Annotated in this window: 12 protein-coding genes; 6 read left to right on the forward strand and 6 right to left on the reverse strand. The window is 68.2% G+C overall.

Annotation, left to right across the window (positions count from 1 at the left end; all coding sequences use genetic code 11):
• Positions 1-16: 16 nt before the first annotated feature.
• Positions 17-739 (forward strand): TetR/AcrR family transcriptional regulator, encoded by a 723-nt coding sequence (locus tag ABDZ95_RS02315; protein ID WP_343789750.1) that lies wholly within the window; start codon positions 17-19, stop codon positions 737-739.
• Entirely contained in the window at positions 736-1,506 is a 771-nt protein-coding gene (locus ABDZ95_RS02320; protein WP_343789753.1) for a LytTR family DNA-binding domain-containing protein, read from the forward strand. The genes ABDZ95_RS02315 and ABDZ95_RS02320 overlap by 4 nt, the downstream gene beginning before the upstream one ends.
• A 56-nt stretch (positions 1,507-1,562) precedes the next feature.
• On the opposite strand, the gene ABDZ95_RS02325 is transcribed toward ABDZ95_RS02320, so the two are convergent.
• From ABDZ95_RS02325 to ABDZ95_RS02340, 4 genes are all read right to left on the reverse strand, one after another.
• A complete protein-coding gene (locus ABDZ95_RS02325) occupies positions 1,563-3,029 on the reverse strand; it encodes a carotenoid oxygenase family protein (RefSeq protein ID WP_343789756.1) in 1,467 nt (488 codons plus the stop codon).
• Between the two features lie 23 nt (positions 3,030-3,052).
• Positions 3,053-3,472 (reverse strand): DUF2141 domain-containing protein, encoded by a 420-nt coding sequence (locus ABDZ95_RS02330; protein WP_343789759.1) that lies wholly within the window; start codon positions 3,470-3,472, stop codon positions 3,053-3,055.
• Between the two features lie 192 nt (positions 3,473-3,664).
• Positions 3,665-4,219 (reverse strand): ActR/PrrA/RegA family redox response regulator transcription factor, encoded by a 555-nt coding sequence (locus tag ABDZ95_RS02335; protein ID WP_343789762.1) that lies wholly within the window; start codon positions 4,217-4,219, stop codon positions 3,665-3,667.
• An 84-nt stretch (positions 4,220-4,303) separates the two neighbouring features.
• The gene (locus ABDZ95_RS02340) at positions 4,304-5,698 is read right to left on the reverse strand and encodes an ActS/PrrB/RegB family redox-sensitive histidine kinase (RefSeq protein ID WP_343789764.1); all 1,395 of its coding nucleotides are present in this window, start codon (positions 5,696-5,698) and stop codon (positions 4,304-4,306) included.
• A gap of 146 nt (positions 5,699-5,844) precedes the next feature.
• Here ABDZ95_RS02340 and ABDZ95_RS02345 point away from each other — a divergent pair, with 146 nt between their 5' ends.
• The 3 genes from ABDZ95_RS02345 (at position 5,845) to ABDZ95_RS02355 (ending at position 8,711) form a co-directional block, all read left to right on the forward strand.
• Positions 5,845-6,465, forward strand: a complete 621-nt coding sequence (locus tag ABDZ95_RS02345) for an SCO family protein (protein ID WP_343789768.1) — start codon at positions 5,845-5,847, stop codon at positions 6,463-6,465.
• Positions 6,466-6,748: 283 nt separating this feature from the next.
• Positions 6,749-8,029, forward strand: a complete 1,281-nt coding sequence (locus tag ABDZ95_RS02350; protein ID WP_343789771.1) for a polyhydroxyalkanoate depolymerase — start codon at positions 6,749-6,751, stop codon at positions 8,027-8,029.
• The gene (locus tag ABDZ95_RS02355) at positions 7,995-8,711 is read left to right on the forward strand and encodes a M48 family metallopeptidase (protein ID WP_343789774.1); all 717 of its coding nucleotides are present in this window, start codon (positions 7,995-7,997) and stop codon (positions 8,709-8,711) included. The genes ABDZ95_RS02350 and ABDZ95_RS02355 overlap by 35 nt, the downstream gene beginning before the upstream one ends.
• 104 nt (positions 8,712-8,815) lie before the next feature.
• On the opposite strand, the gene ABDZ95_RS02360 is transcribed toward ABDZ95_RS02355, so the two are convergent.
• Positions 8,816-10,933 (reverse strand): transglycosylase domain-containing protein, encoded by a 2,118-nt coding sequence (locus tag ABDZ95_RS02360; protein ID WP_343789777.1) that lies wholly within the window; start codon positions 10,931-10,933, stop codon positions 8,816-8,818.
• A 121-nt stretch (positions 10,934-11,054) separates the two neighbouring features.
• The gene (locus ABDZ95_RS02365) at positions 11,055-12,029 is read right to left on the reverse strand and encodes an alpha/beta fold hydrolase (protein WP_343789780.1); all 975 of its coding nucleotides are present in this window, start codon (positions 12,027-12,029) and stop codon (positions 11,055-11,057) included.
• 115 nt (positions 12,030-12,144) lie between these two features.
• Between ABDZ95_RS02365 and ABDZ95_RS02370 the strand changes: the two genes are divergently transcribed.
• Positions 12,145-13,256 (forward strand): Rieske 2Fe-2S domain-containing protein (locus ABDZ95_RS02370; protein WP_343789782.1); only part of this gene is annotated, 1,112 nt, incomplete at its 3' end.

A 13,256-nucleotide genomic window follows, 5' to 3' on the forward strand; every position in this document is an offset into this window, starting at 1 on the left:
CCTAGCCTCCCGTCCCATGAGCAGCAGCGACGCTTCCGAACCCGACGAAACCCGCCCCGCAAGACGCGGCAGGCCGTCCAAGGCCAAGGCCGCAGCCACGGGCGAAACGCGCGAATCAATCCTCGACGCAGCAGAGGATCTGTTCTCGAAACACGGATTCTACGGCGTAACCATCCGCGAGGTGGCGCGCGAAGCCGGCGTCGATACGGCCTTGGTCCACTATTATTTCGGCGCCAAGCGATCCCTGTTCGACGCCGTCTTCCTGCGCCGGGCCGAGGTCTGGAACAACGAACGGGTCGACGCCATCAACCGCTATGCGCGCGAAACCCCGCAGGGCAAGATGACGCTGGAGGGGCTGCTGGACGCCTTCCTGCGCCCACCGTTCCAGTGGTCGCTCAAGGGCGGGCCGGGCTGGAAGCACTACGCGGCGCTGGTCGCCCAGACCAACGCCAATCCGGCCTTCGGCGGCGAGACCATGGCGCGCTATTTCGATCCCGCGATCCGGCGGCTGATCGAACTGATCCGTCAGATTCTACCGGATGCGCGCGAAGTGGATCTCTACTGGGCCTATCACAACCTGTCGGGCGCCTTGACGCTGACGCTCGGCGAGACCGGGCGCCTGGACAGATTGTCGGGCGGCCTGTGTCGATCTGGCGATCTGGAGACGGCCGGCGACTACATGGTCCGCTTCGCCGCCGCCGGCTTCCGCGCGGTCTGCGCGCCGGACAAGAGCGCATGACAGACACGCCTGTCCGGCTGTCGATCGCGATCGACCGCAGCCTGATCAAGGGCACGGGGATCGCCTTGGCCGCCGGCTTCGTTCTGGCTTTCACCGGCGCGTTCGGCATGACCGGAGCTGGACTGATCCACCGCCTGATCTACTGGCTGCCGCTGATGGCGGTCGGCGCGATCTGGGGCCATGTCTGTTCACAGGTCATCGAGCGCTGGATCGACTACGACCGCCGACCTTGGCTGGGCGCGCTGGTGCTGACGCTGGCGATCGGCCTGCCGCTGACGTTCGTGGTGTGGGGCTACACCCTGTTCTGGTTCGAGCAGGGCCGGCACCCGTCGGTCGCCAGACTGGTCCGCTTCTTCGTGCCGGTGATCTTCATCACAGGCATCCTGAGCCTCCTCAACATCTTCCTTCAGCGCACGCCGGTGCAGACCCACGCCGCGCCGGTGAACGCCGCGCCGGCCCGGTTCCTCGATCGCCTGCCGCCGAAGCTGCGTGGCGGGGCGATCCGGGCAGTTGAGTCCGAAGACCACTATCTGCGCATCCACACCGATCGAGGCTCCGACCTGATCCTGATGCGCTTCTCCGACGCCCTCGCCGAACTTGAGGGGCTGGAAGGCGCCCAGACGCACCGCAGCTGGTGGGTGGCGAAGGGCGCCGTCCGCGATGTCGCCCGTGGCGAGGGCCGGGCGACCCTGACGCTGGACGGCGGGATCGAGGCCCCGGTCAGCCGGCGCTACGCAAAGGCCCTGCGCGACGCCGGCTGGTACTAGAGCCTGGACCGAAATCTGAGCCCAGTTGGACTGCGCCCAACTGATCCGATTTCGGTCTAGCCTGCCCAGACCCCGTGGAAGCCGGCCGGAAGGGCGATGTCGGCGCGCCAGCTGGCGACCGGCCCATCGGACACCCGCGCCGCGTCGAACGCATGCAGCTCGGTGACGCCCTCCGTCAGGTTGATCGCCGGGCCGACGAGCCAGGCGTCCCGTTCACCGGATCGACCGGGCTTCGGGACCCAGACGGCCTCTTCCATTACCACCGTGTCGCCGAAGTCAAAGCCGTCGGACCGACCGGTCTCCCAGTCGTGCACGGCGAGCCCGGTGGGCAGGGGTCGGCCGCCCGTCTCGCCCGCCACATGGGAGGTGTAGCGACGCGGCAGACCCGCGCGGCGCGGATCGCTCTTGGGAAACTCGGCGGTGACGCCCGAGGAGACCATTTCGGCGCGACCGTCGGGGTGCAGGGTGATGAGCGAGAGCTGAGCCGGCTCGCCCGGCACGGTTCCCCTGCCCTCGACCATGACCCGCGCGCCCTCGATGGCGAAGGCCACGTCCTTGCCCGCCGCGACGTCGAAGCGGATCGCGCCCGAGGCGTCCTCCCAGGCGTCGCCCAGGTGGAAATAGCTGAAGGCCGGCAGGTAAAAGAGGCGCGTCCGGGTCAGGTCGGCCTTGTCGATCACCATCACCTGCGTGCCCATGTCCGGCCGCCAGGCGAACTGGGCCGCATAGGGCATGGTCCGGTGATCGAAGACCCAAGGCTGAAGCACGATCACCAGATGCCGGGCCGAGGCGGTGAAGTCATGCATGTAGCTGGCCCGCGGCAGGGCCACGACCTCGGCCGTGTGCAGGCTGCGGTCGGCGTTCAGACGCCAGACGATCATCCGGTCGCCATGCAGGCCGATGTTCCAGATCGTGCCGTCCGAATCGTAGCGGGGATGCGCCTGGAACGGCATGCCCTTGAGGTCATCACGCAGGGTGACGAAGCCCTCGCTGGTCAGGTCGCCGGCGTCCATGGCCATGGGCGAGCCGCCCTCCCACAGAGCCCAGATCTGATCGCCGGCGGTCATGACGGCGGTGTTGGCCGAGTTGGCGTCGTTGGGTGAACCGATCCGCGCGCGGTCGTCGCCGGCGGTGCCGAAGCCGGGCGTGACGACGGCGTCGATCTCACTCTCCCAGCGGCGCTTGGGCGTGTCCGCGAAGCGCGCTTCCAGCGTCGCCTGACCGTCCCGGATGCGGAAGGCGCGCATCAAGCCGTCGCCGTCGAACCAGTGGGTGGCCGAGCCGCCAGGCCGCCGGAACTTGCCCGGGCCGTTACGGAACAGGGCGCCCTCCAGACCGGCGGGCGCACGACCCTGGACCAGCCGCAGGGCGCGCGGCGCAATGTCACCCTCCAGATCCGCGGTGGCGAGCGCCCAGTCGGCGGAAGCCTGCATGGCGGCCATGGCGCGGACGGTCTCGGGCGTGACGACGGCGGCCGACAGGGCGGCGGCGCCCATCAGGAAGTTGCGGCGCGAGGCGAGCATGACGGTTCTCCCCCTCGTCGCGATCAGCGGATGACGATGGTCTGGGCGACGTCGCCCGAGACGGAGAAGCGGGCGCGCCCCCAGCTGGCCGGGCCCATATTGCCGACGGCGTTGTTGGAGAAGGCGAAGGGCTCGACCGGCAGGCCGAACGGATTGGTGTTCATCCGGCCGTCGCCGTTCACGTCATGAAACGCCTTCACCGCATAGTCGCCGGCGGGCAGGTCGGCGAAGGTGGCGACAGTCTGGCCCGACGCATCCACCATGGCCTGGGCGACCGCCGGGCCCGAGCGATAGCCGTCTTCGGAATTGTAGAGGGCGACCATGATCGTGCCGGTGCGGGCGCCGGTCTCGAAGGTCAGGGTGACGGTGGCGGGGGCGCTCTGCGCGAAGGCCGGGGCGGCGATCAGGGTCAGTGCGGCAGCTGCGGATGCGAGGCGGATCATGGCGAGGGCTCCGGGACTGGAGGCCCGACTGCCGGGCTCCGATGACCCGACGTTGCCGATCAGGATTTCGGGCCGCCACCGGACATGCAGGAACGCGCGCCCTCCATTCGCGAACGGAGGGCGCTGTTCGTTCGCGAAGCGCGAACGAACAGCTTGCGTGTGGTGGATGCGGTCAGCGACCGCCAGACCAACTCAGCGCGGGGCGCGCTTGGCCAGGATTCGCTGCAGCGTCCGACGATGCATGCCGAGACGGCGCGCGGTTTCCGAAACGTTGTGATCGCAGAGCTCATAGACGCGCTGGATGTGCTCCCAGCGAACGCGGTCAGCGCTCATCGGATTGTCCGGCGGCTCGGGGGCCTCACCGGTCATCAGCAGGGCCTTCACGACGTCGTCGGCGTCGGCCGGCTTCTGCAGATAGTCGACCGCGCCGGCCTTCACGGCGGCGACGGCTGTGGCGATGGCGCCGTAGCCGGTCAGCATGACCATGCGGGCGTCCTCGCGCCGGTCCCGGATCATCTCGACCACCTTCAGGCCGTTGCCGTCCTCAAGACGCATGTCCAGCACGGCGAAGGCCGGGACCGAGATCCGCAGGGCGTCCGTCGCCTCGGCGACCGACCCGGCGGTCGTCACGACGAAGCCCCGACTCTCCAGCGCGCGGCCCAGCCGCGTGCGCAGGGCGTTGTCGTCGTCCAGCAGCAGCAGGGTCTTGTCGTCCAGCGTGGCGATGCGGGCTTCAATCTCGGACATCATCTTCTCCTTGCCACTCAAGTCGGTAACGGATCGGCTGCGGTCAAGGTTCACGTCCCTGGGTGCGACACCACGGACCATCGGTCAGACCGCGACCTCCAGCGCCGCACGCGACCAGCGCACAGTGACCCGCGCGCCTTTCGGCTGCCCGCGACCGCCGTCGCCGGCGCCGACGCTGACCTTGCCGCCGGTGCGTTCCAGCAAGGTCCGGGCAATGAAGAAGCCCAATCCCATGCCGCCCTGACTGGGCGCAATGGCTTCCGGCTCGGGCGCCCCGGCCTTGCGCCCCTTGCGTCCCGGCGCGGCAGAGGCGACGGACGCGGCGATCTGGGCCGCCAGCGCCCGACGCGCCTTTCCGTGCGGACGGCTGGTCACATAGGGCTCGCCGAGACGCGGCAGGATGTCGGGCGGGAAGCCGGGGCCATCGTCGACGACCTCGATCTCGATGAAGCCGGCGTCCACGGTCGCCCGGACCCTGACCCGGTTGGTGGCGAAGTCGGCGGCGTTCTCGACCAGAGTGGACAGGCCATGGATCACCTCCGGCAGGCGACGCACGCGCGGGGCCGCTTCTCCCGAAGCGGTCCGGACCGAAACGTCGAAGGCGAGATCGAAGCCGCGATGGGGCTCGACGACCTCTTCCAGCAGCGCTTTGAGCCCCACCTCGGCGAAGGCGATGCCCCCCTCCTCAGGCTGCTGCGACAGGCGTTTCAGGATCTCGCGACAACGTTCGGCCTGTTGCAGGATCAGGGCGGCGTCCTCGGCAGCCTGGCCGTCCTGCGCTGACGCGCGCAGCAACTCCTTGGCCACGACCTGGATGGTCGCCAGAGGAGTGCCCAGCTCATGCGCGGCCGAAGCGGCCAGCCCGCCCAGAGCCGCCATGCGCTGCTCGCGCTGCAGCACGTCCTGCGTCGTCGCCAGAGCCAGCTCCAGCTTCTCGGCGTCGGCGGCCACCCGCCAGGCATAGGCCGAGGTGAAGACCACGCCCGTCGTCAGGGCCATGCCGATACCGAGCTTGTAGAGCGTCGGAAGCTCAAGCTCGGTGCCCAGCTGCCAAGGCAGCGGCAGGGAGAAGTAGAAGAGGCCGACGGTCGCCATCAGCACCATCAGCCCCATCAGGACCGCCTGCCGCGCAGGGAGCGAAGCGGCCGCGATGGTCACGGGCGCCACCAGCAGGATGCAGAACGGGTTCTGCAGGCCGCCGGTCAGCGCCAGCAGGATCGAGAGCTGCAGGATGTCGAAGCCGAGGTGACCCGCCGTGCGAACGCCGTCGGAGATCGGCGCATCCGTGCGCTTCAGCCGGGCGGTGGAGCTGAGGTTCATCGCCACGCTGGTGGCGATGACGGCGAGACACCCCCACAGCGGCAGGTCGAAGTGGAAGAAGGCCGTCGCGACAAGGATGGTCGCGCTCTGACCGAAGATGGCCATCCAGCGCAGGATGATCAGGGTGCGTAGCGACAGGCCCCGGCTACGACGCGGCATGTTGCGCCAGCCGGCCAGCGGACTGGCCGCCGGCCAGGCGGACCCCGGCGGAGGAACAGGCTGCGGCGAAGGATGATCTTCTGTGACGCTCACGGCTCTTCTATAGACGCGTTCTGCCCGTTGGGGGCGTTTTCGAGAGGGTCGCGATGCCGCGCCGTTCTGTCCTGCTGTTCGCCGGCGCCTGTGTCGCCATCGCCACCGCCCTGGCCGTCGTCACCATGGTCGTGGTCGGCCGTCAGGACGCCGCCGGGCCCGGTGTCGTCAGCAGCACCGGCCAGCCGCAGGTCGGTGGCCCGTTCCAGCTCGTGAACCAGGACGGCCAGACCGTCGATCAGACCATGCTGGACGGGAAATGGTCGCTGGTCTTCTTCGGCTTCACCTACTGCCCCGACTACTGCCCCACGACCCTGACCTCGCTGGAGGCGACCAGGCAGCAGATGGGCGCGAAGGCCGACGGTCTGCAGATCGTCTTCATCTCGGTCGATCCGGAGCGGGACACGCCGCAGGCGCTGAAGGACTATCTGTCCACCGACGGCTTCCCGCAGGGCGTCATCGGCCTGACCGGCACGCCGGAGCAGATCCGCGCCGCCGCCGACGCGTATCGCGCGATGTACCAGAAGGTCGGCGAGGGCGAGGGCTACACCATGAACCACTCGCTGACCGTCTATCTGATGGGCCCGGACGGGACGTTCCGCACCGCGATCGCGCATGACCTTGGGCCCGAGCGGGCGGCGCAGGTGATCGAGCGGGCGATGGCGCGGGGATAGGGCAGCAACAACGCCGTCCCGGAACCCAGGAGAGAAGCCCGGAACGGCGTGTCAGCGATCGGAAGTGCTGCGTAAACCGACCGCGCCTTCCATCTAGCGCGGGCAGGGAGCGGCTACAGCCTTAACTTTGGTTATAAAAATCGACGGTGTGCGGGATGAAAGCGTGCTGCAGCGGGCTTTCCTGCCCCTCAAACCCACGTGATCGTCGATAATCTTTTTGCAGTGCGATGCGTTCTATGGTGCCCTGCCGCATTCTCGCGGCGTGGGCCGTATCAGGACACGCATGCTCTATACGCTTCACGAGCTGGCCTACGCATCGGCCGCTCCCTTCCGGATCGGGGCCCAGATGGCCCGGGATTTCTGGACCTCGCCCCTCAACCCGGCCGCTGACACGGCCATCGGGCGGACGGCGTTCGCCTCGGCCGAGCTGTTCGAAAGCGTCACCCGTCGCTACGGCAAGCCGGACTGGGGCCTCAAGGTCATCAACATCGACAACAAGCCGGTCCGCACGACCGAGCAGGTCGTCTGGTCGTCGCCATGGTGCCGGCTCGTCCGGTTCGCCCGGCACATCGGCGACCTGAAGAGGGCGAACAAGCCGACATCGGCGCCGGCGGTGCTGATCGTCGCCCCGCTGTCGGGCCACTACGCCACCCTGTTGCGCGGGACCGTCGAGGGCTTCCTGCAGGACCACGACGTCTATGTCACCGACTGGACCAACGCCCGGCAGGTGCCGATGCTGGAGGGCCGGTTCGACTTCTTCGACTACATGGACCACGTCCGATCCATGCTGGGCGTGATCGGCCCGCGCGCCCACGTCGTCGGCGTCTGTCAGCCGGGACCGCCTGTTCTGGCCGCCTGCGCCCTGATGGCGGAGGACGAGGATCCGAACCGCCCGGCGTCGATGACCTTCATGGGCTCGCCAATCGACGCCCGCCTGTCGCCGACGGTCACGAACCAGCTGGCGGAGGAAAAGCCCTTCACCTGGTTCAGCTCAAACATGATCCACACCGTGCCGTGGCCCTATCCGGGCTTCGGGCGCCGGGTCTACCCGGGCTTCGTGCAGCTCTACAGCTTCATGTCGATGAACGAGGAGAAGCACACGGACGCCCACTGGCGCTATTTCCAGGACCTGGTGTCCGGCGATGGCGACGGCGCCCAGAAGCATGAGGAATTCTACGACGAGTACCTGTCGGTGCTGGACCTGTCGGAAGAATTCTACCTGCAGACCATCGACATCGTCTTCCAGCAGCACCTGCTACCCCGCGGCCTGCTGGAGCACCGCGGACGCAAGGTGAATCTGACGAAAATCACGGACATCGGCCTGATGACCGTCGAGGGCGAGAAGGACGACATCTCCGGCGTCGGCCAGACCCAGGCGGCGCATGTGCTGTGCACTGAAATCCCGGACGAGCGCCGGGTGCTGTACGTCCAGCCCGAAGTCGGCCACTACGGCGTCTTCAATGGGCGCCGGTTCCGGGACGAGATCTACCCGCGCGTCCGCGACTTCATCGCGGCCAACGAGGCGCTGAGTGCAGTACCGGAACGGACAGCGACTGCCGCCTGAGGCCCTCGGGGTCCCGGTCAGGCTGTCGGTCAATCCCCGCGCGCGGCGGCTGTCGATCCGCATCGACGCCCGCGCCGGCGAGGCCGTTCTGGTCGCGCCGTCAGAGCGCAAGCTGGGCGAGGTCGTCGCCTTCGCCCACACCAAGGCCGACTGGATGCGTCAACGGCTGGCCGAGCGCGTCGAAGGGCAGCCTCTGGAGCCCGGCGAGACCATCCCGCTGTTCGGCCGCGACACGCGACTGGTCGCCACGGGCGGCGCGGGCGCGGCGCGCCTGATCGACGGGCCGGAGGGACCGGTCATCCAGTCCGGCGGCGAGGGTGAGGCCTTCGCGCGCCGGGTCGAGAATCTGATCAAGCGGCTGGCGCGGCAGGTGCTGGTCGAGCGCACCGAGCATCACCTGCGGACCCTCGGGCAGAAGCCAGTCCGTGTGTCCATCGCCGACACGAAATCGCGCTGGGGCTCATGCAGCCCGCACAATCGTAGCATCCGCTACAGCTGGCGGGTGATCATGGCCCCGCCCGCCGTGGCCGACTATCTGGCCGCGCACGAGGTCGCCCATCTGGTCCACGCCGACCACAGCCCGGCCTACTGGTCGGTCGTGGCGCGGTTGGTCGGCGACCACCGTCCCTTCCGCAAATGGCTTCGCGAGCACGGCGCGGCGCTGCACGCGGTGGGGCGCTAGGCGCAAACCAACCCCTCCACCACCCCTCGGGCGGTCCCCCTCCCCGCTGCGTGGAGAGGTGGCACGGCGCGTGCGCGCCGTGACGGAGGGGTTGCCCGTCTACGTCAGAAGAACAGCGGGTCGGCGCGTTTCTCTGTCGGCGGCGTCGGCTCCGGTCGCTGGGCCGGCTCGTCCCGCTGCGGCTGGGGCTGCGTCGGCCGGATGACCGGCTGCTGAGGTTCGGCCGGACGCGGCTGGGGCTGGGGCTGGGGCTGAGGCGCCGGCTGGTTCGGTTGCGGCTCATAGGGCGCGCCCTGATCGGCTGGCGGGCTGTCGCCGAAGATGTCGCCGATCTGGCCCAGCAGGTTCTCGACCGGACTGGGCGGCTGCCAGCCTTCAGGCATCGCCGGGCCGTTGGGGATGGCCGGCGCGTTCAGGCGCGGCAGGGCCGCCTCCATAAAGCCTTTCCAGATCGCCGCCGGGGCCGCGCCGCCGGTGACGCCGCGCATCGGGGTATTGTCGTCCTTGCCGACCCAGACAGCGGTGACGAAGCCGCCCGTGTAGCCGACGAACCAGGCGTCCTTGTAGTCCGACGTCGTGCCCGTCTTGCCCGCCAGATCGCGACCGGCGATGGCGGCGCTGCGGCCGGTGCCGGAGCTGACGACGCCGCGCAGCATCTGGTTCTGGTAGTAGAGGAAGGGGTTCGGGATGGCCTGAACCGCCGCCGCCTCACGGTTGGCGCGCTGGTAGATCACCCGGCCCTGCGGCGTGCGGATGCGGCTGATGCCATGAGCCTGTACCCGCTTGCCGCCATTGGCGAAGGCGTCATAGGCCTGGGCCATCTCCAGCGGCGAGACCTCGACGGCGCCGAGCGCCATGGCCGGCTCCAGACCGATGCGGCTGGTGATGCCGAGGCGGCGGGCGGTGCGGGCGACGTTGTCGCGGCCGATCTGGTCGGCGATGCCGGCCGCGACCGTGTTGGTCGACTGGGCCACAGCATTGGCCAGGGTCATCTCTCCGGCGAAATTGCCGGAGTAGTTGCGCGGCGACCAGTTGCCGATGCGGATCGGGGCGTCGTTGACGCGGGTCTCCGGCGTGTAGCCGCTCTCCAGCGCCGCAAGATAAACGAACGGCTTGAAGGCCGAGCCAGCCTGACGGCGGGCGTCGGTGGCGCGATTGAACTGGCTGTCGGCATAGGAGGCGCCGCCGATCATGGCGCGCACCCGGCCCTCGCCATCCAGCGCGACCAAGGCCGCCTGCTGCACCCCGCGCGAGCGGTCGCGATCCAGAATCCGGCGCACCGAGCGCTCGGCCTGGGTCTGCAGGGTCAGGTCGAGGGTGGTCTCGACGATCATGTCTTCGGTCGGCTCCCCGACCAGTTCGCGGATCTGTTTGTCAAGCCAGTCGATGAAGTACTGGGCGTGCTGGGTGGCCAAGGTGCGCGAGACGCGGACCGGTTCGGTCACGGCTTGGGCGCGCTGCTCGGGCGTGATGACGCCCGCATCGACCATCTCGTTCAGCACGACTGTGGCGCGGTTGGCGGCGCGTTCGCTCTCCGAAACCGGCGAGTAGCGCGAGGGAGCCTTCAGCAGACCGGCCAGCAAAGCGGCCTCGCCGACGGTCAGATTGTTGGCCGATTTGTCGAAATAGCGCTGGGACGCCGCCTCGATGCCGTATGCGCCGGCGCCGAAATAGACGCGGTTCAGATAGAGGGCGAGAATCTCTTCCTTGGAGAATTTCATCTCCAGCCACACGGCCAGCATCAGCTCCTGGACCTTGCGCTTCATGTTCTGGTCGGGGCTGAGGAACAGGTTTTTCGCCAGTTGCTGGGTCAGGGTCGAACCGCCCTGCACGACGCGGCCGGCGCGCATGTTCGACACCATGGCCCGGCTCATGCCGATCGGGTCGAAACCGGGGTGGTGGTAGAAGCGCCGGTCCTCGATGGCGATGAAGGCGGCCGGGACGTAGTCCGGCAGGGCGTCGAGGTCAGCCGGCGGGGCCTGCTGCGTGCCGCGCACCGCGATCAGGGCGCCGTTGCGATCCAGATAGGTGATCGAGGGCTGACGATCGACATTATAGAGCGTTGAGGTGTCCGGCAGGTCGCGCGCGAACACGGCGAAGAAGACGACCAGGAATATGATCCCCCAGACAGCCAGCACCGCGCCCCAGTAGAGAAGGCGCTGCAAGGGCGTGCGGGCGGGCCTGTCGCCGCCGCCGCGTCCGAAGCTGAAGCCACCGGCCATGAAGAACCTCACCCAACCCGCTGCGTCGGTCCTAGCCGATCAGGCGGTGAACGGAAACGCCCCCGTATCCTTCACAGGACCGTGAACGACGTTTCCGCCGAAACCATGACCGTGAAGCGCCCTATTCTAAAAACGCGTTCACCTCGGTGGCGAACTGCGCCGGCTGGTCCAGCATGATGAAGTGGGCGCTGTTGTCGATTCGCTTTAGCTGCGCTGACGGAAGGGTGGCGAACGCGCCCCGGTAGATGCCGTCTACCATCTCGTTGGTCATGCCCGGATAGTTGAACTTGACGTACAGCACCGTGGTCGGAGCGGTGATGCGAGACAGCTCCGGCCGCAGGTCCGAGACCAGAAGCTCGCGGTAAGCGTTGGCCGCGGTTTGCTGGTTGCTGGTCCTCATGTCCTCGATCGGCCCGGCGCGAAGGCTCTCGGTATTGATCATTCCATTGATCGCCATGATGGCCTGGGTGTCGTAGGCCTCACGCGTCCCCGAGCTCATTCCGGCGTGGATCTGGTCGGCGACAGGCGCAATGCTTTCAGGCGTGGCGCTGGGGTTGCCGAACATCATTCCCATGAAGGGCACCATATCCACGACCATCAGCTTGCCGACGCTGTCGGGGTGGCGAGCGGCCAGCATCATGCCGATGGTTCCGCCCATGGAATGACCAATCACGACCGGCTTGTTCAGTCCCTGCTCGGCGATGTACCGGGCAAGATCCTCGGCGACCGGGGCGGCAACCGGACCGGCCGCATTGTCCATCGGCTCCGCGCCGGCGAACCCCTGAACGTGGACCCGGTGAACCCGGTAGCGCCCCTTCAGCTCATCGGTCAGGCCCTGCCAGATGTCGGGCGACGAGGTCAGACCCGGGATCAGGATGACGTCGCCGATCGGCTGTGCCGGTCCGTCAACCCGAACGTGGAAGCGGCCGGACTCGAAATCCGCATGCTGGTGGCCGTGCCCGGCGTGAGCCTGCGCCGGCTGGGCGCCGTGCGATCCATGCGCGCCGTGGGAGCCGTGATCATGCTCCTGGGCGATGGTTGGCGTCGCGAGGCAGAGCGAGGCGGCGAGCGCGGCGATGGCGGTCATGGTCTTCATGGCGTTTCCCCTGTCTGGCGGACAACGGCCCGCTTCTGAACTCTGGTCGCCGCAGAGGGCGCGAATGGATGCAGCCGGTCAAGACTTCCCCCGCGACGGCCGCTAAAGTGATCCCATGACGCCCGCAGATTCCGCCCCCGCCGCAAGCTCGCCCGAGGCCAAGGCTCCACCCGCCACCTTCGGCAAGGGCTTCGTGACGGACGCCTGGTATTTCGTCGCCCTGGCGCGAGACGTGAAGCCGGGGTCGCTGAAGCGCTACGAACTGCTGGGCGAGCCGGTGCTGATCGGTCGGACCAACGGCGGACAGGTCTTCGCCATGCGCGACATCTGCCCCCACCGGGCCGCGCCTTTGTCCGCCGGTCGCGTGGTCGACAAGCCCGGCGAAGGCGAGACCGTCGAGTGTCCCTATCACGGCTGGCGCTTCCGGCCAGACGGCGCCTGCGCCGCCATTCCCTCGCTGGTCGAGGCCCAGGCCTTCGAGACCGACCGCATCCGCGTGCGCAGCTATCCGGTCCGCGAGAGCCAGGGCCTTATCTTCGTCTGGCTGACATCCGACCCGCGCGGCGCCGGCGAACCGGACCACGAGCCGCCGCAGTTTCCGGGCGTGGTGGGCGGCGAGGCCAAGCTGGTCGAATGGATGGATTTCGACAGCCACATCGACCACGCCGTCGTCGGCCTGATGGACCCCGCCCACGGCCCCTATGTCCATCAGCAGTGGTGGTGGCGGTCCGAGCATTCGATGCACGAAAAGGCCAAGGCCTTCGAGCCGCGCGAGCACGGCTTCGCCATGGTGCGCCATGCCCCGTCTTCGAACAGCCGGGCCTACAAGATCCTTGGCGGCGCGCCGGCGACCGAGATCACCTTCCGTTTGCCGGGCTATCGCTGGGAGCATATCCAAGTCGGCGAGAAACAGGTGCTGGCCCTGACCTGCCTGACGCCGGTCACGCCGACGAAGACACGGATCACCCAGATTTTCTGGTCGGACCACTGGGTGTTCGATCTCGCCAAGCCCTTCCTGCGTATGGGCGTGGTCGCCTTCCTGAAACAGGACGGCGGCATGGTGAACCTGCAGAACGAGGGCCTTCGCTACGACCCGGCGCTGATCTGGATCGACGACGCCGACAAGCAGGCGAAGTGGTACCAGCAGCTGAAGCGTGAATGGCTGAAGAGCCGCGCGGAAGGCCGGCCGTTCGCCAATCCGGTCAAGGCGGCGACCCTGCGCTGGAA

Origin of the sequence: Brevundimonas kwangchunensis (assembly GCF_039523815.1) — a bacterium.
GTDB lineage: Bacteria > Pseudomonadota > Alphaproteobacteria > Caulobacterales > Caulobacteraceae > Brevundimonas > Brevundimonas kwangchunensis.